This window comes from Acinetobacter nosocomialis NIPH 2119, assembly GCF_000368085.1.
Taxonomy (GTDB): domain Bacteria; phylum Pseudomonadota; class Gammaproteobacteria; order Pseudomonadales; family Moraxellaceae; genus Acinetobacter; species Acinetobacter nosocomialis.
In genome coordinates this window covers 2528695-2555671 of record NZ_KB849239.1, presented here as the reverse complement: position 1 = coordinate 2555671, position 26977 = coordinate 2528695, and the positions used below count along the sequence as shown (strand labels likewise).

General features: G+C 40.5%; 25 protein-coding genes. 14 read left to right on the top strand and 11 right to left on the bottom strand.

Annotated elements, in window-relative coordinates; genetic code table 11:
• Positions 1-11 precede the first annotated feature (11 nt).
• The 8 genes from pilW (at position 12) to F984_RS15755 (ending at position 8261) form a co-directional block, all read left to right on the top strand.
• The gene (pilW, locus tag F984_RS15790) at positions 12-812 is read left to right on the top strand and encodes a type IV pilus biogenesis/stability protein PilW (RefSeq protein WP_004710659.1); all 801 of its coding nucleotides are present in this window, start codon (positions 12-14) and stop codon (positions 810-812) included.
• Positions 803-1594, top strand: coding sequence for a helix-turn-helix domain-containing protein (locus tag F984_RS15785; protein ID WP_002053491.1), 792 nt, complete (start codon positions 803-805; stop codon positions 1592-1594). The genes pilW and F984_RS15785 overlap by 10 nt, the downstream gene beginning before the upstream one ends.
• 21 nt (positions 1595-1615) lie before the next feature.
• Positions 1616-2731, top strand: coding sequence for a flavodoxin-dependent (E)-4-hydroxy-3-methylbut-2-enyl-diphosphate synthase (gene ispG / locus F984_RS15780; protein ID WP_004710658.1), 1116 nt, complete (start codon positions 1616-1618; stop codon positions 2729-2731).
• Positions 2728-4020, top strand: a complete 1293-nt coding sequence (gene hisS / locus F984_RS15775; RefSeq protein WP_004710657.1) for a histidine--tRNA ligase — start codon at positions 2728-2730, stop codon at positions 4018-4020. The genes ispG and hisS overlap by 4 nt, the downstream gene beginning before the upstream one ends.
• Before the next feature lie 28 nt (positions 4021-4048).
• On the top strand, positions 4049-4747 hold the full coding sequence (locus F984_RS15770) for a YfgM family protein (RefSeq protein WP_002053293.1): 699 nt from the start codon (positions 4049-4051) through the stop codon (positions 4745-4747).
• Positions 4747-5892, top strand: a complete 1146-nt coding sequence (gene bamB / locus F984_RS15765; protein WP_004710656.1) for an outer membrane protein assembly factor BamB — start codon at positions 4747-4749, stop codon at positions 5890-5892. The genes F984_RS15770 and bamB overlap by 1 nt, the downstream gene beginning before the upstream one ends.
• Positions 5893-6080: 188 nt before the next feature.
• Positions 6081-7490, top strand: a complete 1410-nt coding sequence (gene der / locus F984_RS15760; RefSeq protein WP_002053398.1) for a ribosome biogenesis GTPase Der — start codon at positions 6081-6083, stop codon at positions 7488-7490.
• A 114-nt stretch (positions 7491-7604) separates the two neighbouring features.
• Positions 7605-8261, top strand: coding sequence for a 4'-phosphopantetheinyl transferase family protein (locus F984_RS15755; protein WP_004710655.1), 657 nt, complete (start codon positions 7605-7607; stop codon positions 8259-8261).
• 71 nt (positions 8262-8332) lie between these two features.
• Here F984_RS15755 and secB read toward each other — a convergent pair whose 3' ends face one another.
• The 4 genes from secB to rsgA all read right to left on the bottom strand — a co-directional run bounded on the left by secB (position 8333) and on the right by rsgA (position 10660).
• Positions 8333-8791, bottom strand: a complete 459-nt coding sequence (secB, locus tag F984_RS15750) for a protein-export chaperone SecB (protein ID WP_002053511.1) — start codon at positions 8789-8791, stop codon at positions 8333-8335.
• A gap of 27 nt (positions 8792-8818) precedes the next feature.
• Positions 8819-9076 (bottom strand): glutaredoxin 3, encoded by a 258-nt coding sequence (grxC, locus tag F984_RS15745; RefSeq protein ID WP_000729828.1) that lies wholly within the window; start codon positions 9074-9076, stop codon positions 8819-8821.
• A gap of 11 nt (positions 9077-9087) precedes the next feature.
• Positions 9088-9504 carry a rhodanese-like domain-containing protein gene (locus F984_RS15740; protein ID WP_000443006.1) on the bottom strand — a complete coding sequence of 139 codons (417 nt, stop codon included), beginning with the start codon at positions 9502-9504 and terminating at the stop codon, positions 9088-9090.
• 97 nt (positions 9505-9601) lie between these two features.
• Positions 9602-10660 carry a ribosome small subunit-dependent GTPase A gene (rsgA, locus tag F984_RS15735; protein WP_002053397.1) on the bottom strand — a complete coding sequence of 353 codons (1059 nt, stop codon included), beginning with the start codon at positions 10658-10660 and terminating at the stop codon, positions 9602-9604.
• 125 nt (positions 10661-10785) lie between these two features.
• Here rsgA and orn point away from each other — a divergent pair, with 125 nt between their 5' ends.
• From orn to F984_RS15720, 3 genes are all read left to right on the top strand, one after another.
• On the top strand, positions 10786-11352 hold the full coding sequence (gene orn / locus F984_RS15730; protein ID WP_002053300.1) for an oligoribonuclease: 567 nt from the start codon (positions 10786-10788) through the stop codon (positions 11350-11352).
• Positions 11353-11506: 154 nt separating this feature from the next.
• Positions 11507-12238 carry a Bax inhibitor-1/YccA family protein gene (locus F984_RS15725; RefSeq protein ID WP_002053496.1) on the top strand — a complete coding sequence of 244 codons (732 nt, stop codon included), beginning with the start codon at positions 11507-11509 and terminating at the stop codon, positions 12236-12238.
• A 136-nt stretch (positions 12239-12374) separates the two neighbouring features.
• Complete coding sequence (locus tag F984_RS15720) at positions 12375-13178, top strand: enoyl-ACP reductase FabI (protein WP_002027450.1); 804 nt, start codon at positions 12375-12377, stop codon at positions 13176-13178.
• Positions 13179-13247: 69 nt separating this feature from the next.
• Here F984_RS15720 and F984_RS15715 read toward each other — a convergent pair whose 3' ends face one another.
• The 7 genes from F984_RS15715 to F984_RS15685 all read right to left on the bottom strand — a co-directional run bounded on the left by F984_RS15715 (position 13248) and on the right by F984_RS15685 (position 22822).
• Positions 13248-14642, bottom strand: coding sequence for an efflux transporter outer membrane subunit (locus F984_RS15715; protein WP_080631655.1), 1395 nt, complete (start codon positions 14640-14642; stop codon positions 13248-13250).
• Positions 14643-14664: 22 nt separating this feature from the next.
• Entirely contained in the window at positions 14665-16659 is a 1995-nt protein-coding gene (locus F984_RS15710; RefSeq protein ID WP_004710652.1) for a MacB family efflux pump subunit, read from the bottom strand.
• 2 nt (positions 16660-16661) lie between these two features.
• Positions 16662-18002, bottom strand: a complete 1341-nt coding sequence (locus F984_RS15705; RefSeq protein ID WP_004710651.1) for a MacA family efflux pump subunit — start codon at positions 18000-18002, stop codon at positions 16662-16664.
• 107 nt (positions 18003-18109) lie between these two features.
• Positions 18110-19099: a DNA polymerase III subunit delta gene (gene holA / locus F984_RS15700; RefSeq protein WP_002053357.1), complete on the bottom strand. Its 990-nt coding sequence runs from the start codon at positions 19097-19099 to the stop codon at positions 18110-18112.
• Positions 19100-19119: 20 nt separating this feature from the next.
• Positions 19120-19629 carry an LPS-assembly lipoprotein LptE gene (locus tag F984_RS15695; RefSeq protein WP_002053498.1) on the bottom strand — a complete coding sequence of 170 codons (510 nt, stop codon included), beginning with the start codon at positions 19627-19629 and terminating at the stop codon, positions 19120-19122.
• A 27-nt stretch (positions 19630-19656) separates the two neighbouring features.
• Positions 19657-22281: a leucine--tRNA ligase gene (gene leuS / locus F984_RS15690; RefSeq protein ID WP_004710650.1), complete on the bottom strand. Its 2625-nt coding sequence runs from the start codon at positions 22279-22281 to the stop codon at positions 19657-19659.
• 187 nt (positions 22282-22468) lie between these two features.
• Positions 22469-22822, bottom strand: a complete 354-nt coding sequence (locus F984_RS15685; protein WP_004710648.1) for a DUF4124 domain-containing protein — start codon at positions 22820-22822, stop codon at positions 22469-22471.
• Positions 22823-23325: 503 nt separating this feature from the next.
• Between F984_RS15685 and F984_RS15680 the strand changes: the two genes are divergently transcribed.
• From F984_RS15680 to ilvC, 3 genes are read left to right on the top strand one after another with little or no spacing between them, the layout of a single operon-like run.
• Positions 23326-25050 carry an acetolactate synthase 3 large subunit gene (locus F984_RS15680; protein ID WP_002053493.1) on the top strand — a complete coding sequence of 575 codons (1725 nt, stop codon included), beginning with the start codon at positions 23326-23328 and terminating at the stop codon, positions 25048-25050.
• Complete coding sequence (gene ilvN / locus F984_RS15675) at positions 25050-25541, top strand: acetolactate synthase small subunit (protein WP_001215920.1); 492 nt, start codon at positions 25050-25052, stop codon at positions 25539-25541. The genes F984_RS15680 and ilvN overlap by 1 nt, the downstream gene beginning before the upstream one ends.
• 32 nt (positions 25542-25573) lie before the next feature.
• On the top strand, positions 25574-26590 hold the full coding sequence (ilvC, locus tag F984_RS15670; RefSeq protein WP_001165443.1) for a ketol-acid reductoisomerase: 1017 nt from the start codon (positions 25574-25576) through the stop codon (positions 26588-26590).
• The last annotated feature ends 387 nt before the right edge of the window (positions 26591-26977 follow it).

Below are 26977 nucleotides of genomic sequence, written 5' to 3'. Positions count from 1 at the left end.
GAGGGCAGACTTTGAGTACTCCGAAGTTAAAGATCATGTTATGTATGGGGGTTGCTGTTGCATTTCTGGCCAGTGGTTGTCAGTCTTCGCCAACGCTTAAAAAGGACCCGGAAAAAGCAGTTAAGGTGCGTACGCAGCTTGCCGCAGAATACATTCGTTCTGGTGACTTGGACTCTGCAAAGCGTTCCCTTGACCAAGCTTTAAGTGTCGATAGCCGTGATGCAACGGCAAATATGATGATGGGCATTTTATTGCAACAAGAAGGCAGTAAACCCAATTTAGAAAAAGCAGAACATTATTTTAAACGTGCAATTTCATCTGAGCCAGATAATGCTCAGGCGCGTAATAATTATGGTACGTATTTGTACCAAATGGAGCGTTATAATGATGCCATTGAGCAATTCCGTATTGCTGGTGCAACATTAGGTTATGATCAACGCTATCAAGCCTTAGAAAATCTAGGGCGGATTTATTTAAAATTAGGTGATATTGCGAGTGCTGAAAAAACATTCAAACAAGCACTCCTTGCTAACCGCGATTCTTACATTTCAATGTTAGAGTTAGCAGAAATTTTTTATTTGCAGCAGCAGATTCCGGCTGCTACACAAATGTATGAACAATACGTTCGTACAGTGGGGCAGAAAAATCAGGGTGCTCGCGCACTTTGGATTGGTTTAAGAGTGGCTCGAGCCAATGCGGATAAAATGGGAATGCAAGTTTTAGTAAACCAGTTACGTGCTTTATTCCCGGAAAGTCCAGAATATCAACGTTATTTGCAATTACAGTATAGTACTGAGGCCGTATGGAAATAAATCCTAATTCACAGCAGCCAACTGGCTCAAGCTTACCGACTTCTGCTTTAGGAAATATTCAACGTCCTGGTGAGTATTTACGTCAAATTCGCGTTTCTCAGAAAAAAGAATTAGAGCAAGTATCTTCAGATTTAAATATGCCGCTTAAAACGCTAAGTGCGTTAGAGCAAGACGATTATAAATCTTTGCCAGAAGCAACTTTTATTAAAGGTTATTATCGTTCTTATGCGAAATATTTAAATGCTGATGCAACTGCAATTATTCAGCGTTTTGATGAAATTTATGCGAACGATACAGGTCTTTTGCCAAATCATGCTTTAAACAACTCACCAATTAAAATCATGGGTAAATTACCGGGTTCTAATAGTGATCGTAACAAAAAATGGTTAAAGCGAGCGTTACTTGCGATTTTGATTATTGCTGTCGTGTCATTGATTGTGATGGGTGTCCAAAAATGGACTTCAAACAAAGAAGAAGCTGATGTGCCAAAAGCCAATCAGTCTAATGTTGAAGTTTTACCTATGAAAGGAAGTGCCTCTGCAACAGCGGGTGATCAATTGGTGTTAAACTTTAACCGTCCAACTTCTGTTCATATTGTAGATGCAACAGGCAAGGTTTTAGCGACGGGTCGTCAGGCATCGACTTTAACCTTAAATGGTGAGTCTCCATTCCAGATTCGTCTTGATGATGCAACAGCTGTGTCATTAAGTCTAAACCAAGAACAGATTTCATTGTCTCCATATACGGTAAACGGTAAAGCTGAATTCCGTTTATCCCGCTAATACCATGAGTTGAGCGATACAATGATAGAGAACCCAATTAAACGTCGACCAACACGTAAAATCCGTGTTGGTTCGATCTATGTCGGTGGCGATGCACCTATTAGCGTGCAAAGTATGACAAATACCGAAACTTGCGATGTCGATGCAACTGTTGCTCAGATTGAGCGTTGTGTTGACGCAGGTGCAGATATTATGCGTGTTTCAGTTCCTTCTATGGAAGCAGCTGAAGCCTTTGGTGCGATCCGCAAACGTGTTTCAGTTCCATTAGTGGCTGATATTCACTTTGACCATAGAATTGCCTTGGCAGTTGCAGACTATGGTGCAGACTGTTTGCGTATTAACCCAGGTAACATTGGTTCAGATCAAAAAGTTCGTGAAGTTGTTGCTGCTGCACGCCATCACGGCATTTCTATGCGTATTGGTGTGAATGCGGGTTCTCTAGAAAAAGATTTACAGAAAAAATATGGCGAGCCAACAGGGCAGGCACTGCTTGAGTCAGCTTTACGTCATATCGATATTTTAGACCGTCTAGATTTCCATGAGTTTAAAGTCAGCGTAAAAGCATCAAATGTGTTTTTAACCATGGATGCTTATCGTTTGCTTTCTCAGCAAATCGACAATCCATTACACCTTGGTGTGACTGAAGCTGGTATTTACCGTACAGGTACTGTGAAATCAGCGATTGCTCTTGGTGGATTATTGATGGAAGGTATTGGCGATACCATGCGTATTTCACTTGCTGCTGAACCAGAAGATGAAATCAAGATTGGTTTTGACATCTTGAAATCGCTTGGCCTACGTTCTAACGGTATTAACTTTATTGCTTGTCCAAGTTGTTCTCGCCAAGAGTTTAACGTGATTCAGGTGATGCAAGCCTTAGAAGAGCGCCTAGAAGATATACGTACGCCAATGGATGTTTCAGTTATTGGTTGTAAGGTAAATGGCCCAGGTGAAGCAAAAGAAGCAGATATCGGGGTTGTTGGGGCTGCGCCTCGTTCACTGGTTTATCGTAATGGTGAGAAAAGCCATTTAATTGATACCAATCAATTGGTTGATGAAATCGAAACTATGGTTCGTCAACGTGTTCAAGAGCTTGAAGAAGCTAAATCTAAAGAAATTATTCGTAGTTCATCATGAGTTCAATTGTCGCAATCAAAGGTTTTAATGACGTTTTACCAACGCAAACAGCAGCGTGGAGACGTCTCGAGCAGCATTTAGCATCGTTAATGGATGCTTATGGTTACCAACAAATTCGTTTGCCGATCGTTGAACAAACGGGACTGTTTAAACGTGCTATTGGTGATGCAACCGATATCGTTGAAAAAGAAATGTATACATTCTTCGATAAAGGAAACCCACCTGAATCATTAACTTTGCGTCCGGAAGGAACAGCTGGTTGTGTACGTGCTTTGGTTGAACATAACTTGTTGCGTGGTGCTACACCGCGTGTGTGGTATATGGGACCTATGTTCCGTTATGAAAAACCACAAAAAGGCCGTTATCGTCAGTTCCATCAGTTTGGTGTAGAAACTTTTGGTGTGGCAACTCCTGATATTGATGCTGAATTGATTCTGTTAACAGCTCGTTTGTGGAAACGTATGGGCGTTGATCATATGGTTCAGCTTGAGTTGAATACTCTAGGTGAAACCGATGAGCGTACAGAATATCGTAATGCTTTGGTTGCCTTCTTAAATGAACATAAAGATGCTTTGGATGAAGATTCACAGCGCCGTTTAACAACAAACCCATTACGTATTTTAGATTCTAAAATTGAATCGACTCAGAAAATTTTGGAAAATGCGCCGAAATTACACGACTTTTTAAAAGAAGACAGTCTAAACCACTTCCAGCAATTACAAGATTATTTGACTGCTGCGGGCGTTAAATTTGTAATTAATCAAAAACTGGTACGTGGTTTAGATTATTACAATAAAACTGTTTTTGAGTGGACAACAACAGCTTTAGGTTCGCAGGGTACGGTATGTGCAGGTGGGCGCTATGACGGCTTGGTTGGCCAACTAAAAGGCAAGGCTGATCAGTCTGTACCAGCAGTTGGTTTTGCAATGGGTATGGAGCGTTTATTGCTTCTACTTGAGCAAGTTGAAAAAGCTGAAATTGTACGTGATTGTGAAGTTTTCTTGGTAGCAGAGCCAGCTTATCAAGCTAAAGCATTAGTTTTGGCAGAACAATTACGTGATCAGTTAGAAGCTGCTAATAGCAATGTTCGCATTAAAACGGGTTCACAGGGTAGCATGAAGAGTCAGATGAAAAAGGCTGATCAGGCTGGGGCCGTTTACGCCATGATTTTGGGTGAACGTGAATGGGACGCACAGCAGCTTGCTATCAAAGAGTTGGCAACAGCTGGGCAGACACAAGTTGCACTAGCTGAACTCGTACCATTCTTAATTGAAAAATTTACAAAATAAACTGAAACATCTGGAAAAGGACAATCACATGAGCTTAAGTGATGAAGAACAATTCGACAGCTTAAAGTCGTTCGCCAAAAAATATGGTTCTGCCATGATTAGCGGGATTCTCATTGCATTGATTGCCTTTTTCGGGTGGGAATATTGGCAAAAAAGAAACCTTGCAACAAGTCAGACAGAAACTGCAAAAGTACAGCAGTTAATGGATGAAGCGAATGCAACAGCCGATAATCCAAATGCTTTAGCTTCAATAACAGCATCGGCAGATAAACTTGTAAAAGACGATATTGATTCAGTTCAGGCGATACAAACTCAATTTGTATTAGCAAAGCTTGCATATGAAAAACAAGATTATGCTGCTGCTGAAAAAGCTTTGAAAAAAGTTGAAAACTCAAAAGTAAAAGATGAAGGATTGATTCAGGTTGTAAAATTGCGTTTAGCAGATGCACAATTAGCGCAAAACAAATATGATGAAGCTCTAAAAACCCTGTCTGGTAATGTCGATCCGGCATTTAAAGCAACAGTAGAAGAGTTACGTGGTGATATCTTTGTTGCTAAGAAAGATATTGATTCTGCTAAAAAAGCGTATCAAGCTGCATGGGATTCGTTACTGGAACGTAAACAAGAGCGACAAATTTTACAAATTAAACTCGAAAGTGTTGGCGTTTTAGTTGAAGATCCACAGATTGAGCGCCCAATTTTGGAAACACAGGTGGAAGAGTCTTAATGAATCAGAAATTCAAACTGCCTTTGGCAATTGCAATCGCATCGGCTGTATTGGTCGGATGTTCTAGCAACAAAGTAAAAGAAGCAAAACCAAATCCACTACCGAAATTGACTGAGTCAAATAAGAGTTTGGTGCCTGTGTTTTCACGCAGTGTTTCTTCTACGAATAAGGCAGATCCATTACGTTTACAACTTGACGCTAGCGAAGGCGTTGTTTTTACCCTTGACCCTAAAGGTGAAGTTGCTGCATACCGTGGTAAACAACGTCTTTGGGAGAAAAAAGTTAGTAAATTGGGCTTAAGCTCTGGTGTTGAAGCAGCTGAAGGTATTGTTGTTGTTGGTAACAGTAAAGGTCAGTTATTTGCTTTAGATCAGGCAACGGGCGAGCAAAAATGGACTGCACAATTATCTGGTGCTTTATTAAGTCCTTCTTTAGTTCAGTCTGGACGTGTGATTACAATTGCAAACGACGGTACTGTATTTGCACATGATGTATCATCAGGGCAACAAGTTTGGGCATATAAATTGCCAAATGTTCAGTTCAGTTTACGTGGTCAGCCATCGCCAGTGAGTCTTGACCCCCGTACTGTTTTAATTGCTTCTGCAAATGCATATGTTTATGCAATTGATACAATTAGTGGTATTCCGCGCTTCCAACGCCGTGTTGCAGTAAGTGAAGGGCGCTCTGATATTCAGCGTTTAATTGACATTGATGGTGATCCGGTTGTTGCGGGTCAACTTATGGTAACAACTAGTTTCCAAGGGCAAGTCACAGTGACTGATTTGGCTTCTCAACGTGTAGTTTGGAGTGAAGATTCAAGCAGCACCAAGCGTCCAGAAGTTTATGACAATAAAGTATTTGTTTCATCAACTGATGGCAAGTTGACTGCTTATGATTTATCTACAGGCGAGAAGCTTTGGGAAAATGATAGCTTGTTGAATCGTCATTTAAGTAACCCTGTTGTGTTGGGATCGGACCTTATTGTTGGCGATTTGGATGGTGTTTTACACCTGATCGACCCAGCAACTGGTAAATTGGTAGGTCGTTCTAAAACAAGTGGTGAGGTCAATACTTTACGTGTTATTGAGAATCAACTCTACGTTTCGACCCGAAAAGGCGATTTAAGTATTTGGCAGAATCGTTAATTTTGTTCGCTTGTGCTAAAATAGCCGCTTAACAAATTACGCTGTTAAAAAATATCGGGGTGTTTGAATTAAATCAGTTCAAAGCCCCGTCTTTTATTATGGTCATATCTGACCTTAAAATATATCTCCTGTACTGTTTCTAATGCTCATGCCATGAGATATGGCTGGTCTTGAATTAAGGTTATTGTATGAAACCCGTTATTGCGCTCATTGGTCGTCCGAATGTCGGAAAATCAACGTTATTTAACCAGATTACCAAGAGTCGTGATGCACTTGTAGCCGACTTCGCGGGTCTGACTCGTGACCGTAAATATGGTGATGCGACTTATCAAAATAAGTCTTTCATTGTTGTTGATACGGGTGGTATCGGTGAAAGTGAAGGCGGTATCGATAACTACATGGCCGAGCAGTCAAAAACTGCCATCAACGAAGCAGATATTATTATTTTTGTGGTTGATGCGCGTGCTGGATTGTTAGCTTCTGATGAACAAATCGCTCGTGAACTTCGTACGTTAGGCAAGAAAATTTATCTTGTTGCGAACAAGGTAGATGGTGTGCATGCTGAAGCTGCTTTAGTTGAGTTCTATAAACTTGGTATGGGTGAACCATTACAAGTTGCAGCGAGTCATGGTCGTGGCGTTCAGCAAATGCTTGAAGATGTACTTCAAGATGTTCCTGAAGATGAAAACCCAGAAGAGCATGATAAAGATACTGGTTTACGTTTAGCCATTATTGGTCGTCCAAACGTGGGTAAATCAACGTTGGTAAACCGCTTACTTGGTGAAGACCGTGTAGTGGCATTTGACCAACCGGGTACAACTCGTGATTCTATTTACATTCCTTTTGAACGTGAAGGCCGTAAATACACTTTAATTGATACAGCGGGTGTACGTCGTAAAGGTAAAGTTGATGAAATGATTGAGAAGTTCTCAATTGTGAAAACTTTACAGGCAATGAAAGATGCTCACGTTGTAGTGGTTGTCGTTGATGCACGTGAAGGTATTGTTGAGCAAGACTTACATTTAATTGGCTATGCGCTTGAAGCTGGTCGTGCCATGGTGATCGCCATTAACAAATGGGACAACATGAGCGAGTACGACCGTAAACAATGTAAGCTTGACGTTGAACGTCGTTTTGACTTCATTCCTTGGGCAAAAATTCACTTAATTTCTGCTTTACATGGAACAGGTGTAGGTGAGTTATATCCTTCTATCCACCGTGCTTATGAGTCTGCAAATTTAAAAGTTTCACCAGCAAAATTAACTCAAATTTTGAGTGATGCGACAGAAGCTCACCAACCGCCAATGATTAGTGGTCGCCGTATCAAAATGCGTTATGCGCATATGGGTGGACAAAACCCACCGACTATTGTGATTCATGGTAACAAGGTTGATAAGACACCTGCGGACTATCGTCGTTACTTAGAAAACGTGTTCCGTAAAGTGTATAAACTTGAAGGTACGCCAGTTCGTATTGACTTTAAAACTTCTGAAAACCCGTTTGAAGGTCGTAAGAGTCAAGTTGATGAACGTACAGCTGCGCGTCGCCGTCGTTATATTCAGAAATTCAAAAAAGCGGAAAAGAAATTTAATCGTTAATCTGTATAAATGTAAAAAAGCCCAAAGTATTCTTTGGGCTTTTTATTATATGGTTTAATAAGTTATTGGTATTTTTATATTAGCTTTAATCCTTAATTAGATGGATTTAAAAAGATGAATGATAGGAAAATTGAGGTTTATATAGGAAAGCTCAATGAGTTTTTAAAACAAGAACAGCAAGACTTTCCTGACTTTCGTACATTTAATAATTATAAAAAGCAGCAAATACAGCATATTAAAAATAATTTATTAGCTCAAAAGCTAAATGTAAATCCAGAAGATTTGTTATTTGCTAAACATGAGTATGGCAAACCTTATTTGTTAAATCATACGTTGCATTTTAACCATTCACATAGCCAACAATATTATGCTTTAGCGCTAAGTGAGCGAGTTAAAGATATTGGTATAGATGTTGAAGAACTTGACCGTAAAGTACGTTTAGATAGTTTGGCACAACATGCTTTTCATACTGATGAATATGCAACATGGCAAAATCTAGAACAAGATAGAGAGTATTGGTTTAAAGTCTGGACGACTAAAGAAGCTGTTTTAAAAGCATCGGGCCTTGGTATACGTTTAGATTTAAATACCTTAAACACTCAAGCACACCCTACAAATCATGGCGGATTATGTTCGCATGAACTTATTGGAACATTTGCTTATCAAAACTTTATCTCAGGTAACATGATTTTAACAGTGGCATGGCGTTCAGAGCAGTCTTGCCGTGGGTTTCAGTTACCTTCTATTCAGCTTCATTCACTTGAAGGATAGAGTGAGCCAAATAGCACATATAAAAAAACCGCGAATTACGCGGTTTTTTTAGTTGAGAGCAAGCTATAAAATTAAGCTTGACCTTCAACAGCAGCAGCTTGAGCACGTTCCATATTTGCTTCGAACTCTGCATCAAAGTTGATTGGAGTAAGAAGTAATTGTGGGAAGCTACCCTTAGTAACTAAGTCGTTTACAGCTTCACGTAGGAACGGGAACAAAATGTTCGGGCAGTATGCACCCAAAATGTAAGGTAAGCGGTCTTCTTCGATATTATCGATTAAGAAAATACCAGATTGAGTTACATCTACGATGAATGCTGTTTCATTGTCGTTATTGGCTTGAACCACAACTTTTAAAGATACTTCAAAGTGAGTTGGGTCAATCTTTTCAGCAGCAGATGAAAGATTGATGTTAAGTTCAGGTTGCCATTGTTTAGTAAAAACTTGTGCCCCTGGAACCTCAAAAGAAATATCTTTTGTATAAATACGCTCTAAAGCTAATTGTGGTTGAACTTGTTGTTCTTCGCTCATTGTTTTTTCCTTAATATGGATGCGATGTTAAGCCAATAATTCGTCGAGTTTACCTTCACGCTCTAAAGCATAAAGTTGGTCAAAACCACCGATAAACTGATCATTAATAAAAATTTGTGGAACAGTACGATGATTTGTACGTTGCATTAATTCAGCACGTACTTCTGGTGCCTCAACAGAAAGATTTACTTCTTTGTAAGCAACACCTTTACGCTCAAGTAATTGTTTCGCGCGAACGCAGTACGGGCATACAGAAGTTGAGTAAACAATGACATTTGCTGCCATAACAATTCTCCTTAAGCTTTTGGTTTGCTTTTAACGAGAGGTAAGCCTTGAGCTTTCCAGTTACTGATACCACCATCAAGGCGATAGCTGTCATGGTGAGCAACTTTCTGTAAAGCGCTACCAGCAACTTGCCCTAGGTTGCAAATAAATACCAATGGACGGTCACTTGCTTTTAATTCATCAGCATGACTTGCAATTTGGCTATAAGGAATATTGCGGCTACCACTAATGTGACCTTCGCGGAAGTCTTTGCTATCGCGTAAGTCAATCAAAAGAGCATTTTTCGCTTTCACTAAAATACCAAGCGACTGTGGAGAAATTTTACGACCGTTACGTTGACCTTCAAAAATGAAGAACAATACGATCAAGACTCCGAGTGTACCAAACAAAATGGGGTGATTCCCCATAAACTCTAACCAGCGTTCCACAAGTCACCTAAAAAAATTAAAAACAAAATTGACCTAGAGTATAGCGTATATAGATGGTGATCAAAATCACCACTTCAAGGGCAAAAGGGGTAGAAAATTAGTTTTTTTGCTGCGCTTCTTGAATCTCGTCGATTAAACGTAAGAAGCTATCTAAGCGTCGCGGCAAAATTTCACCTGCTTCAACAGCCTGTTTTAAGCCACAGTTCTTTTCATGAGTATGCGTGCAGTTACGGAACTGACATGAACCTAAATGCGCTTCAATTTCAGGAAAACCCATACGAATTTTATCTAAATCGAGATGCCAAAGCCCAAACTCGCGAATTCCCGGCGAATCAATTAAGGCGCCATTTTTACCAAAGTTGATTAAGCGCGTAGAAGTCGTGGTGTGTTGTCCAAGTGCCGAGTTTTCAGAGATGATATTGGTTTTCTGCTCGGCATCTGGAATGAGCACATTAATAAGTGAGCTTTTACCAACACCTGACTGGCCTACAAAAGCTACTGTCTCACCATCAAGTCGTTGAGATAATGCTGAAATATCACCTTTAGAATGACAAATCATGACTTCATAACCTAAATTTTCATACTCTTTGAGCATGTCGAGAATCGGATCATTTTCAGTGAGTAAATCCGATTTATTTAGTACTAGAAGAGCAGGAATATTTGCATCTGCACATGCTACTAAATAGCGATCAATTAAAGTCGGTGCCGGTTCTGGAAGCGGAGCAAAAACAATAACGATTAAACTAATATTGGCTGCTACAGGCTTTACTTTATGATAGCGATCTGGACGAGTAAGTAATGAAGTACGAGGGTGAATTGCAGTAATAATCCCTAAGCCTGTGTTAGGGTCTGCTTGCCACTTCACTCTGTCACCCGTGACTAGTAATTCAAGATTTGTACGAGTGTGGCAACGCCAAATACTTTTTAGTTCAATCGGTTTCCAAAATGGTTCTGGTTCGCCTTCGGCAACTTGAGGTTTTTCTGGGTGATGCTCGGGTACAGAAAGTGCCTGTACTTCAAGTTGACGGCCATAGTGCTGCACAACCAGCCCATCTAGATCTTGTGAAGTATCGACTTCTTCTTGGCGAGTTTTATGCTGTTTTTCAATACGACGTTGCTGTTGCTCAGTTAAACGACGCTTACGAATTAGAGCCATTCATATCCCAAAAAAACCATTGTTTGAAGACCGCAAAAATAGCACGAAGCTGGTATGGAATTACAGCGCAGAAGCAAGAAATTTGCTACTATTGATGTTTTTACGGCATTTTAGAACGTACATACATGAGCAGTACTTTAAATACACGATTAATTTGGATTGATCTGGAAATGACCGGTTTGGATACCGACAACGACCAGATTATTGAAATCGCAACAATTATTACAGATGATCATTTAAATGTACTTGCCGAAGGTCCGGTTTTGGCTATTCATCAACCTGATCGTATTTTAAATGCAATGGATGAGTGGAATACGCGTCAGCATGGCCAGTCAGGTTTAATTGAGCGAGTTCGCCGTAGTAAATTGACAGCTCGTGACGCTGAGTTACAGACTTTAGAATTCTTAAAAAAATGGGTCAATCCAAAAGTTTCACCAATGTGTGGTAACTCGATTTGTCAGGATCGCCGTTTCTTGCATCGTCTTATGCCTGAGCTAGAGCAGTATTTCCACTATCGTAATCTCGATGTGTCTACGATCAAAGAACTCTCAAAACGCTGGCGCCCTGAAATTATGAGCGGTCTGAAAAAGAATGCATCGCATTTAGCTATGGATGATATTCGCGATTCAATTTCAGAGTTGAAATACTACCGCGAATATTTCTTCATTATGAACACTGATGGTAAAGATTGATTACGTTGTTCAAGTCATATGAAAGGGGGCGGTAGCCTCCTTTTTTATTGCTTATAAGACATCGTTACAATAATACCAAGGGGTAATTTGGCTTTCATATTCATTTTGCTTAAAATGATGTTTTAAGTTTATTTATTATAAAAAGAGAGCATTTATGCAAAGTAATAACCCGATACTGACTCGCGTTGAAACGGTCAGTGACTACAGTCAACCAATGACCGTGCAAGGTGCGATTCAAAAATCTGTGATGTTGACTATCATTGCTGCTGCAGTGGGTGTCGCTTTATTTTTCTATGCAGCCTTTACTGCAAATGTTGGTATTGCTTACGCAGCTTCAATTGTGGGTGCAATTGGTGGCTTGGTTTTAGCTTTAATCACAACGTTTAAACCAACGACTGCGCCAACTTTAGCAATTCCTTATGCTTTATTCGAAGGGGCATTTATTGGTGGTATTTCTTTTACTTTCCAGTTGAAATATCCGGGCGTTCCGCTTCAAGCCTTATTAGCAACTTTCGTTACCACTTTAGTGATGTTTGGTCTCTATAAGTTCCAAATTATACGCGCAACCGAAAAGTTCAAATCAGTTGTAATTTCGGCATCTCTAGCAATCTTTATTGTATTTATTGTACAGATGGTGATGCGTTTAGCGTTTGGTTCAAGCATTCCTTATATTTTTGAAAGCAACTGGTTGGGTATTGGTTTTGCTGCATTTGTTGCAGTCATTGCTTCACTTAACCTGATTTTAGATTTTGACTTGATCGAAACCAATGCAGCATACCGTGCTCCAAAATTCATGGAATGGTTGTGTGGTATTGCCTTACTTGCAACTTTAGTTTGGATGTATATCTCGTTCTTACGTCTACTTGGCTTATTGTCTGATGACTAAAAATGAGATGATAAAAAGTCGCTCCTAAATCGGGGCGATTTTTTTTCGTGCGATTTTTGAAAAAAGATGCATTATGCAATTTCGAAAAATGTTGAATATTGGCATTATGCTGGAAATTGTTTTGAGTGAGATCGGCATGACACAAGGACTTTTAGCAGGTAAACGCTTTTTGATTGCAGGCGTTGCTAGTAAATTATCAATTGCTTATGGTATTGCACAAGCATTACACCGTGAAGGTGCTGAGCTTGCATTTACTTATCCAAACGAAAAATTAAAAAAACGTGTAGATGAGTTTGCTGAGCAATTCGGTTCTAAACTTGTGTTTCCATGTGATGTTGCCGTTGATGCTGAAATTGATAATGCATTTGCGGAACTTGCAAAACATTGGGACGGCGTAGATGGTGTTGTACATTCAATCGGTTTTGCACCTGCACACACGCTTGACGGTGACTTTACTGACGTGACTGACCGTGATGGTTTTAAAATTGCTCATGACATTAGCGCATACAGCTTTGTTGCAATGGCACGTGCTGCAAAACCTTTATTACAAGCTCGCCAAGGTTGTTTATTAACTTTGACTTACCAAGGTTCTGAGCGCGTTATGCCTAACTACAATGTAATGGGTATGGCAAAAGCTTCTTTAGAAGCTGGTGTTCGTTACTTAGCATCAAGCTTAGGTGTTGATGGTATCCGTGTAAACGCGATTTCTGCGGGTCCAATCCGTACTTTAGCTGCTTCTGGTATTAAATCTTTCCGTAAAATGTTAGATGCTAACGAAAAAGTTGCACCGTTAAAGCGTAACGTAACGATTGAAGAAGTGGGTAACGCAGCGTTATTCCTATGCTCACCTTGGGCTTCAGGTATTACTGGTGAAATTCTATATGTAGACGCTGGTTTCAATACTGTCGGTATGAGCCAATCTATGATGGATGATGAATAAGTCTTAAGATTTATTCAGACATAAAAAAAGCCGTAGTTGAAGGACTACGGCTTTTTTACTGGGCGCAAGTTATTGTGGCAATTCTTTTACAGGTGAACCACCTAATGCCTGCATGAGGGTGACATAAGCGTTGTATTGGCTTTGTTTGGTTTCAACAAGACTCAAGCGCGCAGTACGTGTTGTTTGCTGGGCATCGAGAAGTGTTTTTAACGCAACAGCGCCATAACGGTAACGTACTTCGGTTAAACGTTCGGTTTTTTCTGCAAGTTCAACATTACGTTGTTGCAGTTCTACTTGTTTGTCGAGTTCTGTGCGTTTTGATAACGCGTTTTCTACATCAGCAAAAGCCTGATAAAGCGTTTGGCGATATTGAATAATCGCTTTTTCATAATCAAGATTACTAATCGCAATATCTTTCTTCATATCGTTATATTGCAAAAACGGTAAGCTCAAACTCGCCCCAAGCGTGAGAGCAGGGTTGCGTAATAACTCGGTTAACGATGTGCTGCTTGAACCTAAACTACTGGTTAAGCTAATAGACGGATAGTAACTTGCTTTGGTCGCATCTTTGGTTGCCAGAGCCTTTCTTAAACGAAGCTCGGCTGCTTGCAAGTCAGGGCGGCGTGACAAAATATCCGCCGGTAAACCTGCACCAATAGCAGGAAGCGCTGTACGTGGTAAACGCTGTGGTTCTTGAATGTTGAGTTGCTGTACTGGCTCATGCAATAACACTGCAATGGCTGTACGTGTTTCTACAAGCTGTTGTTCAATTTGGCTTAAACTTGCTTTTTGACTTTGAACAGATTGCTCGGCTTGCGTAAGGTCTAAGCCTGAAACTGCACCTGCTTTATACTGAGTTTGAACTAACTCATAAAGCTTTTGTGAAGTGGCTAAGCTCTGCTGTGCAGTTGCATAACGTTCATTTAAGTAGCCCAGTTGCCAGTAGAGTTTCGCTGTAGTGGCAATCAGACTTTGACCTGTAGACTGTAAGTCTTGTTCAGTCGCTAAAGCTTCCCATTTGCTCGCTTCGGTTTGGCGAGCAAGCTTGCCAAACAAATCAAGTTCATAACTTACGCCTGCACTTAAGGATAGTCCTTTAGCACTATCATCGCCTGAATTTAAGTCGAAAGTATGGCCTGTAGAAACATTTGAACTGGTACGTAGGCCTTGTTGATTTGCCGTTAAATCAGCTTTTAAGCGAGCTTGCTTTAAGGTAATTCCCGCTACAGCTAAATCGCTATTACGCTCTAATACGTTGTTTACAAGCTGATTGAGCTGTGCATCTCCAAACAGTGTCCACCAACGGTCAGAGTATTGTTCAACTGATGCTGTTTTAGTTTTAGTCGTATCGTACTGAAAACTACCCGGAACTTGTACAGACGGTGCTTGGTAAGGCGTTTTAACCATTGCCGCACATCCCACAAGAGAACTGCTGAGGAGAAGTGCTGCGCTAAGTTTAGTCATTGAAAAAGACATGCAATTTTCCTTATTCTCGTGATAGTGCTGCAACAGGGTCAAGTTTTGCGGCATTTTTGGCAGGCAAGAAACCGAATACGACACCAATCAGTGTTGAGCAAACAAATGCTGCCACAATCGAAGTCGTTGAATATGCCACTGCAAAATTACCTGCGGCTACTTTGTTAATAAGCTGTCCTAACCCCAGCGAAAGTAATACGCCGAGAACACCACCAATTAAACACACTAAAATTGCTTCAATTAGGAACTGTTGCAAAATATCACTTTGTCGAGCACCGACAGCCATACGTACACCAATTTCTTGCGTACGTTCAGTTACCGAAACCAACATAATGTTCATTACACCAATACCACCAACTACCAGAGAAATGACGGCAATTGCTGAGACCAGAAGGGTCATGGTGCTGGTTGTTTTTTCAATGGTTTGACGGATACTGTCACTGTTCATAGTGAAAATATCTTGGGCACCATGTCGCTGCGTTAATAAATTAACGATGGCGTTTTCAGCAGCGCTGGTCGAGTATTTATCATTAATACGTACAACAATATTGCGGACATGTGCCTGACCTAACATACGGCTCATGACCGTGGTATATGGCATATACACATTAAGCGTATCATCTGAGCCCATACTACTGGTCTGAGGTTCAACAATGCCGATAATACGAGCCGGCACACTACCTAGTAAGACCACTTGCCCGATTGGGTTGGTGCCATCGCTAAAGAATTGTTTTTGCGTATTCGTGTCAATCACTACATCTTGTGAACGGTCACGTACACTACGTTGATCAAAAGTTTGACCATCTTTAAAAACCAGACCTTTTACATCAAAAAAATCGTTACTTACGCCATTAATGGTCGCGTTCGCTTCATTTTGTTGATAACGCATAGTTTTGGATGTGCTGACCATTGGACTGACAGCACTCACATAAGGCTGCGTCATTAATGCATCGGCATCGGCAGGTACCAATGTTTTAAAATTGGCCGTCTTGGAGTTATCACCAAAACCACGCCCTTGGAATACCGTAATTGTGTTAGTACCGAGGCCGCTAATATTTTCCAAAATCTGCTTTTGTGAACCATTACCCAGTGCGACTACCGTTACGACAGATGCAATACCAATAATAATCCCGAGCATGGTTAAAAAGGTACGCATACGGTGGGCATTCATAGACAGCAAAGCCATTTGGAACGCCTCAGATAAGCGGTCTAAAGTTGAACGCCAAGCTGAAATGCTTTTACCTTTTTTCTGCTTATTTTGTAGAGCAGGGGCAGCATCGGGGTCAGATTTAACTTCTTCTGTAGATTGGTCTGGAACATTAGGACGGTCACTAATAATTTCTCCGTCACTAATTTCGATAATACGCGTTGCATTTTTCGCAACTTGCATATCGTGCGTGACCAAAATAATGGTGTGACCAGCCGCATTGAGTTCACGCAAAATTCGCATTACCTCAATACCACTATGTGAGTCGAGTGCACCTGTTGGCTCATCGGCTAAAATCACATCACCGCCATTCATTAAAGCACGGGCAATTGAAACACGTTGCTGTTGACCACCTGAAAGTTGGCTTGGTCGGTTTTGTGTTTTTGTGCCTAAACCTAACTCGGTAAGTAAGGCGGTTGCACGCTGTTTACGATCTGAAGGTGTAACACCTGCATAAACGGCTGGAACTTCAACGTTACCTTCGGCTGACAAGTCACCAAGTAAGTGATAGCGCTGGAAAATAAAGCCAAAATATTCACGGCGTAATTGGGCTAACTGGTCAGGTTCTAGCTTACCGGTTTCTTGACCATTAACCTTGTAACTACCACTTGTTGGGCGATCCAGACAGCCCAAAATATTCATGAGCGTTGATTTACCAGAACCGGACTGGCCGACAATCGCAACCAGTTCACCTTCATAAATGGTCAGGTCAATGCCTTTTAAAATTTGAATCGTGCTTTCGCCAGCAGGGAATTCCCGGACCAGATTGCTGACTTCAAGCAAAGCTTGTTTTGTCATGCTTACATTCCCATTGGACCATTACGGCGACGGTTATTACCACTATTTGCAGAGGCAGCAGAGTTTTCTGAACTATCCGCAATTACAACTTGATCACCTTGTTTTAATCCGGCAAGTACTTGTGCATTTACACGGTTATTAATACCTACCAAAATTTGTGTTGGTTTAGCTGTACCATCTGCTTGTAAAACACGAACTACGCTCAAGGTTGCTTTACCTTGTTCAATAAGTTGTTTTTGTTCAGGAGTTAAGTTTAAGCGTTCTAAACGGGCACCATTACCTGAATGTTTTCTTTCGGCATTTGGAGTTGAAGCTGCTTTATCTGCTGACTGACCAGGTTTTTTCTGACCAGAAAATTGTTTGCTACTTAAGGCAGAAGATGGAACCAGTAAGGCATTTTTTGCTGAATCTAATACGATATAAACTTGAGCAGTCATATCAATACGCAATTTGCCATCTGTATTTGGAACGTCAAATAAAGCGTTGTAGTAGACAGCTGAGCTACTAGTTGAACTTGTAGTACTGTTTGACTCACTAGAAATTGAATCTGGTGCTGGCTCAATCTGACGTAATGTCGCATAACGCTTACTGTCATCGCCTAAAGTAGTGAAGTAGACTTTTTGACCTTTTTCTACTCGCATGATATCTGCTTCACTTACCTGCGCTTTAATCGTCATATTTTGCAGTTTTGCAATTTTAACGATCGTTGGAGCACTTTGGTTCGCGTTTACGGTTTGGCCTTCTTCAGTCACAATCGCAACAACGGTGCCATCAGTTGGCGCAACAATACGGGTATAACCAATATTTGTTTGTGCTGTTGAACGAGTAACTTTCGCAGACTCGATTTGTGCATCTAATGCTTTGACTTGTGCTTGGGCTGTTTTATAAGCAGCTTCAGCTGACTCTAAATCTGCACGAGGTGTCGCATCTTGAGCATACATTTGTTGCTGACGACGATATTCGAGTTGCTTTTCATTTAAAGATGCCACTTGTTGAAGGCGCTGTGCCTCTAAGTTTTTAATATTGGCATCAGATGTTTTTAAACTGTTTTCTTGGGTGGTTGAGTCAATTTGTGCAATAAGTTGACCTTGTTTCACTTGATCACCAAGCTGCACATACATCTTTTTAACCTGACCGGATACCTGAGCACCGACACTAATGAGCTTGGTTGCATCAAGCGTACCGGTTGCAAGTACATTATTCTCAATATCTCCGCGAGTTACCTCAGCTGTAATATATTGAGGCTGCTGCTGTTTAGGTTTAAAAAACTTCCAAGCTAATGCAGCAATAACGGCTATACAGACGACAATAATAACGAGTTTAATGGGCTTTATTTTTGGCATGGCGAGAGGTCGAAAAGTCTAAAATTTTAATTAGTATAAGAGTCAATTGAGGATAAAACGTGAATTTTTATGATATTTCAACAAAGCAGACAAAGGATTTGGCCGCTCTATTGTATAAATAATGTTTTCCCACACAACTCGGCAATCGCTTGTTGCATTAAATGTTCGGCATTTTCATTAGACATGCCTTTAATTGCCGCATCGATTTGCAAGAGTAGAGCAGACCATCCCAAAAATTGCTGTGGATTGAGTCTTCTTAAAGCTTGTTGATATAAGCTAACTTTGGTTTTCCAAATACCGAGTTGCAATGCATTGTGTGGCTGTTCAAACAACTGCATTAATAAACGCATTTCTTTACTTAATGTCCATAAGATCAGACTTTCTGGTTCACCCGAACCAATTAAATATTGGAAAATCTTAATAGACTGAGCAAGATTGCCTTCTAATAAAGCATCGCTTAAATCATAAGTGGTGTAACGAGACTGATCTTGCAAACAAGCATATAACTGTTCAATTTGAATCAGTTTCTGGTCTGGGAAAGTATCTCTTACGCGCATCAAACTATTTTTAGCTGCGAGTAAATTGTGCTCATGATGCTGCATGAGCCACTGCCAAGCATCATTGTCGAGTTGAATTTCAAGCTTTTCTGCTTCAGCAGCTAAAATTCTTTGGCGGTCTTGCGGATAGTTTGCAGTAAGAGCAACAACAACGCCGTTTGCTTCAACAACTTGGAAAAAAGCAGACTTTAAGCTACTGCTATCTTGTTTGGGTAAAACAATTAACAGCAGGTTGGTTTCATTATGCTGAATATAACTTTTAAGCTGTTTTAAACCATTTGCATCGGGCTTGATATTGCCGTGAACTTCAATAGCAAGTTGCTGTGAAAATAAAGACAAGCTGTTCAGGGCATTAAACACATTTTTCCAGTCACTCACACTACTAATGTCATAGCGCTGTCTTTCAATGTCTTGTTGCTGCCAGCTTTTACGGAAAGTATCTAGTAAATTTTGTTCAAGTAATGGTTCCTGACCATGCAGGATCCACGCACCCCGAGCTTCCGGAATGCGTTTAAGGGCTTGTAAGTAGTCAAGTTTCATTACTAAAGAATAGATAAATCTTATGGTTGAGCTTTTGGTAAGCGATTAGCTGAAATTTGACGAGTAATTTGCTGAGCAATGTCATCAATCACAATACGTTGCAAGTAACCTTCTTGCTGGTTTTCAGTGTTGACAGTTGCCAAGTCGTATTGATAACTACGAGCTGCGGTTAAAGTACGAGGCTCGGTAATTTTATTCCCTTGACGGTCTTCAATTTGGAAAGTCACAGTCAGACGTAATAGAACTTCTGTAAGCTTACCATTTAGAAGTTGACGACGAGGCGTGTACTCTAAAACATGAAGAACATAGGCGTCGTTGTCATTGGTGAGCTGAACGCCATTTGCTGTTAAGTACACTTTTAATTGTGTTTCTAAGTCATCGGTTTTTGCCGGTAACTCAAGGCTCAACTTTTTATAAACAAGTGGAGTCGCAGTCGGGTTAGTTCCTTTTAAATGGAAACCACACCCGACTAAGCCTGCACTAAGGCCTAAGGTTAAAACAACAGCGGCTAAACGTTGGGCTAAGTGCATGCTTGATCCTCTCATTAATACCTGTAATTAAACCACGAGGTTAACCAATTTGTTTGGAACCACAATTTCTTTTTTGGTTGGTCCTGTTAAGAACTGTTGAACTTCTGGTAACGCTTTAGCTTGAGCTAATAATTCATCTTTAGAAATATCAACAGAAACTTCAAGTTTACCGCGAAGTTTACCATTTACTTGTACAACAATCGTTTGGGTATTGCGTGTTAACGCAGAAGCATCAACTTCAGGGAAAGTTGCTTCTGTTAAGTCCGTACCAAACTGAGCCAATAAAGTCTGGCTTAAATGCGGAGCAAATGGAGCAAGCAACGTTAACAATGTCGTGATTGCTTCACGTTCTACAGCAACGTCGTTGTCATCTTTTGCTTCAAACTTATTGCTTGCGTTTAATAATTCCATTAATGCGGCAATTGCAGTATTGAATGCATGACGACGTTCAATATCATCACTTACTTTTTGAATCGTTTCGTGAGTCTTACGACGTAAATCTTGAGCGTCTTTAGACAAGTTTGCCGTATCGATTGCAGTTGCAGCGTTTCCTTTTTCAAGGAAGCTTGCTACCAGACGCCATACACGTTTCAAGAAACGGTTTGCGCCTTCAACACCTGCATCAGACCATTCTAAAGATTGATCTGGTGGAGCAGCAAACATCATAAATACACGTGCTGTATCTGCGCCGTATTGATCAATAATGGCTTGTGGGTCAATACCGTTATTTTTCGACTTAGACATTTTTTCTTGTCCGCCGATAATCACTTCTTGACCGTCACCTGAATATTTTGCAGAAATGATGCGACCTTTCTCATCACGTTCTAATTCGATGTCAGCAGGGTTGAACCAAGTTTTCTTACCATTTTCGGCTTCACGATAGAATGTATCTGCAAGCACCATGCCTTGAGTTAACAGGTTGGTAAATGGTTCATTACCTTGTACAACGCCTTCATCACGCATTAATTTGTGGAAGAAACGTGCATAAAGTAAGTGAAGAATCGCGTGTTCAACACCACCAATATATTGGTTTACAGGAAGCCAGTTTTGAGCTGCTTCAGGTTTAACCATACCGCCAGTGAAGTCTGGAGATGCATAGCGTGCGTAGTACCAAGATGACTCTACGAATGTATCCAATGTATCTGTTTCACGGCGTGCATCGCCACCACAGCAAGGACATTTCGTTTCATAGAATTCAGGCATTTTATTAAGCGGGTTACCTGAACCATCTGGAACAACGTCAGTTGGTAATACAACTGGAAGTTGGTCTTCTGGAACTGTGACTTGACCACAAGTATCACAGTTAATCATTGGAATTGGACAACCCCAGTAACGTTGACGAGAAACACCCCAGTCACGTAAACGGAATTGAACTTTAGAGTTTGCTAAACCTTGTGGTTCTAATTTCGCAAGGAATGCGTCAAACGCAGCTTGGAATTCTAAACCGTCAAACTCGCCAGAGTTAACAAGTTTACCTTCTTTAGAACCGTACCATTCTTGCCACTCAGTTGCAGAGTAGTCTGCATCGTCAGCGCCTTTGGCATCAATCACTTGTTTAATTGGCAAGTTGAACTTGTTTGCAAATTCAAAATCACGTTCGTCATGTGCTGGTACAGCCATTACTGCGCCAGAACCGTAAGACATTAATACGTAGTTTGCAATCCAGACAGGAAGCTCTTCACCAGTTACAGGGTGTTTTACAAACAAGCCTGTTGCCATGCCTTTTTTCTCGGCTGTTGCCAAGTCAGCTTCTGCAACTGAACCCATGCGACATTCTTCAATAAATGCAGCCAATTCAGGGTTATTTTCAGCAGCTTTAAGTGCAAGAGGGTGTTCTGCTGCAACAGCAACGTATGTTACGCCCATAAGCGTATCAGCACGTGTTGTATACACAGTTAAGCCGTCAGCATAAATTTCGGTATTGGCAGATGGGAAAGTAATTTCCATACCTGTAGAGCGACCAATCCAGTTACGTTGCATGGTCAACACTTGTTGAGGCCAGCCTTCTTGTAGGGTGTCTAGGTCGTCTAATAATTCTTGTGCATAGTCCGTAATACGGAAGTAGTACATTGGAATATCGCGTTTTTCAACCAATGCACCAGAACGCCATCCGCGACCATTTTCAACTTGTTCATTTGCCAAAACTGTTTGGTCAACCGGATCCCAGTTTACTGTTGAAAGTTTACGGTAGATCAAACCTTTTTTATAAAGCTGAACAAACAACCATTGTTCCCAGTGGTAGTACTCTGGTGTACACGTTGCAAATTCACGGTCCCAATCAACAGATAAACCTAATTTTTTTAATTGGTCACGCATATAAGCGATGTTTTCAAATGTCCATTTTGCCGGAGCAACTTTATGGGCAATTGCAGCGTTTTCCGCAGGCAAACCAAAAGCGTCCCAACCCATAGGTTGTAGTACGGTTTCGCCTTTTAAACGATAGAAACGGCTAATTACATCGCCAATTGTATAGTTACGCACATGACCCATGTGCAGTTTGCCACTTGGGTAAGGGAACATTGACAGGATGTAACGATGTTTACCTTCGACAGTGTCGGCAACTTTAAAGACTTTACGATTTTCCCAATCTTGTTGGACGGATGGTTCAATCGTGTTTGCTTGATATTCTGGGTCAATGTGAGAAATAGTCATAGACGTAAGCTATACAACGAAAATTGAAATGAAAGATTGCTGCACAGCATAGCGCAAAATAGAGGAAAATGTCAGTTTTTAGATCACGATTTTATCTTTTAATATGCGCTATAAAAATTTCCCAACTTATTCTTCTTTATTTTAAATCCGAGAAGAGTGGTGAAAGTATTCACCACTCTCATTTTACTTATCGTGGTGCTGAAGCTGATGGAGCAGGTGCGGGTGCAGCAGGTGAAGCTGCTACTGCAGGTGCAGTTTTTTCCTGCGTGGCGTTAGCTGCTTCTGGTACGGCTTTATCTGTTTTAGTCTGAGCTGGTTGTTCTGGGTTTGATGTCGGATTCTTTACAGAAGGCTGGGTACCGTAAGTTGAAACTTTGTTCAAATGTTTCGCACCCTTAGGTGGTGGCGTCGTGGTGTAATGTGTCGAGCCGTTTTTATCTACCCATTTATAATACTGCTCGGCCTGACTTTGAGTTGAGCAAACTAAAATTGCTGTGGTGATTACTGTATATAAGCTTGTTTTTAAATAAGATAAATTCATATTAGATGTTCCCCAAAAAATACTGACTATATTTAAATAAAGTTCATAAATAAGCAATTTAGAATGCATGGTTTTATATAAAAAAGAGTGTTTTTTTAATAAAAATGGAGAGGGGATGAACAAATTTACGGCTTAATATTAGATTAAAAAAACAACAGCTAAAACTTTTTATGGAAAAACCATTTCTTTATTCTTGACTTTATATATAGAAACAACAAAAATGCTTTCTCTAGTTTTATATGTATTTACTCGATCACCCTTCGAATAAATATCATGTTTTGTAATAGACATTCTCTCTAGCCGAGAGATTGATTTTACTAAAGTATGTATATCCAGACATGCTTTATTAATGTTAAAACAGCTTATACGGCTGAAAAACAGAAATTTTTCTATTGCAACGAAAACTAGACAATATGTGTGCTATAACAGTGCAGACAATTCAATGAATGAAACACTATTTGTGCCTTCCATAAATAGTGATAAAAATTTTAGGGTGAATCACGTTGGAACTTTTATCTGGTGGTGAAATGCTCGTTCGTGCTCTTGCGGACGAAGGCGTTGAACATGTTTTTGGTTATCCAGGCGGCGCTGTATTACATATTTATGATGCGCTATTTCAACAAGACAAAATCAATCATTACCTCGTGCGCCATGAGCAAGCTGCTGGTCATATGGCAGATGCCTACTCGCGTGCTACAGGTAAGACTGGCGTAGTACTGGTCACTTCTGGTCCGGGCGCAACCAATACAGTAACTCCAATTGCAACAGCTTATATGGACTCAATCCCAATGGTGATTTTGTCTGGCCAGGTTGCATCACATCTGATTGGTGAAGACGCTTTCCAGGAAACTGACATGGTTGGTATTTCACGTCCTATCGTGAAACACAGCTTTCAGGTCCGTCACGCGAGTGAAATTCCTGCAATTATTAAAAAAGCATTCTATATCGCGTCAAGTGGGCGCCCTGGTCCAGTTGTAGTTGATATTCCTAAAGATGCGACGAACCCTGCAGAAAAGTTTGCCTACGAATACCCTGAAAAAGTGAAGATGCGTTCATATCAACCGCCTTCACGTGGCCACTCTGGTCAAATTCGTAAAGCAATTGATGAATTACTTACTGCAAAACGTCCTGTTATTTATACAGGCGGTGGTGTCGTACAAGGTAATGCTTCTGCGTTATTAACCGAACTTGCACATTTACTTGGTTATCCGGTAACTAACACACTTATGGGGTTAGGCGGATTCCCAGGCGACGATCCACAATTTATTGGCATGTTGGGCATGCACGGTACATACGAAGCCAATATGGCAATGCACCATGCAGATGTAATTTTGGCGATTGGTGCGCGTTTTGATGACCGCGTAACAAATAACCCAGCCAAATTCTGCCCGAACTCAAAAGTGATTCATGTCGATATCGATCCTGCGACCATTTCAAAAACGATTATGGCGCATATCCCGATCGTTGGTGCAGTAGAGCCTGTTCTTCAAGAAATGTTGGCACAGTTAAAACAGTTAAATGTGTCTAAACCAAATCCTGAAGCAATTGCGGCTTGGTGGTCTCAAATTAATGAATGGCGCAAAGTTCATGGTTTGAAATATGAAAACCCATCTGATGGCACCATGAAGCCACAGCAGGTTGTTGAAACTTTATATAAAGTAACCAATGGTGATGCCATCATTACTTCTGACGTTGGTCAACATCAGATGTTTGGTGCACTTTATTATAAGTATAAACGTCCTCGTCAATGGATCAACTCAGGTGGTCTTGGCACCATGGGTGTTGGCTTACCTTATGCAATGGCTGCGAAGCTTGCTTTCCCTGACCAACAAGTTGTTTGTATTACGGGTGAAGCTTCAATTCAGATGTGTATTCAGGAACTTTCAACCTGTAAACAATATGGCTTGAACGTAAAAATCTTGTGCTTGAACAACCGTGCTTTAGGTATGGTGAAACAATGGCAAGATATGAACTATGAAGGTCGTCATTCAAGTTCTTATGTTGAGTCATTACCTGACTTTGCCAAGTTAATGGAAGCTTATGGTCATGTAGGCATTCAAATTAATCATGCCGATGAACTTGAATCTAAGCTTGCAGAAGCAATGGCCATCAATGATAAATGCGTATTTATCAATGTTATGGTTGACCGTAGCGAACACGTTTATCCAATGCAGGTTGCAGGTCAATCTATGCGTGACATGTGGATTTCTAAAGGGGAGCGCATTTAATGAGACATATTATTTCTGTACTCGTTGAAAACGAAGCTGGTGCGCTTTCTCGTTTGGTGGGCTTATTCAGCCAACGTAACTACAACATTGAAACTTTAAATGTTGCACCAACCGAAGATCCGACATTATCGCGTTTGACGTTAACGACTTATGGCGATGACCATAAGATCGAACAAATTACGAAACAGCTCAACAAACTTGTTGAGGTGGTAAAAGTAGTTGATTTATCAGAAGGTTCACACATTGAACGTGAACTCATGCTAATCAAAGTAAAAGCATTAGGTGCTTCACGTGCTGAAATTAAGCGCACTGCGGATATTTTCCGTGCGCAAATTGTAGACGTGACACCAACGACCTATACCATTCAAATAGCAGGGACAACTGAAAAATTAGATGGTTTTATCGATGCGCTTGCAGAAAACACCATTCTTGAAGTCGTTCGCTCAGGTGTATCAGGTATCGCCCGTGGCGAAAAAGTTTTAGCCATTTAATTTTTTAAAAAGTATTTTAGCGGAGAACACAAATGCAAATTTTTTACGATAAAGACTGTGACTTATCAATCATCCAAAGCAAGAAAGTTGCGATTATTGGTTACGGTTCTCAAGGTCATGCTCATGCACTTAACCTTAAAGACTCAGGCGTAGACGTAACTGTAGGTTTACGTGCAGGTTCAGCTTCTTGGAAGAAAGCTGAAAACGCTGGTCTTAAAGTTGCTGAAGTCCCAGCAGCAGTTAAGCAAGCTGACCTCGTAATGATTTTGACTCCAGATGAATTCCAATCACAACTTTACCGTGACGTGATTGAGCCAAACATCAAAGAAGGCGCGACTTTAGCATTTGCTCATGGTTTCTCTGTTCTATATAACCAAGTTGTTCCACGTAAAGACTTAGACGTAATCATGGTTGCGCCTAAAGCTCCTGGTCACACTGTACGTTCTGAATTCCAACGTGGTTCAGGTGTTCCTGACCTAATCGCGATTCACCAAGACGCTTCTGGTAATGCACGTAACGTTGCACTTTCTTACGCTTCTGGCGTAGGTGGTGGTCGTACAGGTATTATCGAAACTTCATTCCGTGAAGAAACTGAAACTGACTTATTCGGTGAGCAAGCAGTTCTTTGTGGTGGTGCAGTTGAACTTGTTAAAATGGGCTTCGAAACTTTGGTTGAAGCTGGTTATGCACCAGAAATGGCTTACTTCGAATGCTTACACGAACTTAAGTTAATCGTTGACTTGATGTTCGAAGGCGGTATCGCTGACATGAACTACTCAGTTTCTAACAACGCTGAGTACGGTGAATACGTAACTGGTCCTGAAGTAATTAACGAACAGTCTCGTGAAGCTATGCGTAATGCATTAAAACGTATTCAATCTGGTGAATACGCGAAGATGTTCATCCAAGAAGGTGCGTTGAACTACCCATCTATGACAGCTCGTCGTCGTCAAAATGCTGCACACGGTATTGAACAAACTGGTGCTAAATTACGTGCGATGATGCCTTGGATTCAAGCAAACAAGATCGTAGATAAAGAGAAAAACTAAGTTTTTTCTTTAGCTTGAAACGCGCGTTAGCGAAGTAAAACTTCGCTCTTGCGCTCGGGTAGAGCAATGCTCTACTAGTCCTTGCTCATACCTTGGATTCAAGCAAACAAGATCGTAGATAAAGAGAAAAACTAATACTCTTTTCTATTGTTTAAAAAGACCCTGCTTCATGCAGGGTTTTTTTATTTTAGAGCAGCTAAAATAAGCTTAAAAAAACATCATTAAGGTCAATTGACCTAGATTTAAGAAATCCTATATTTTTCATATAATTGGATGCTTAATTTTTGTTTACTTTATTGATTTCTAAAGTAAAAAATACTTGACCAAATGTTAGATAATGTTATTGTTTATAACTGACCAAAAAAGTCGAATTTACTATTTTTCTTT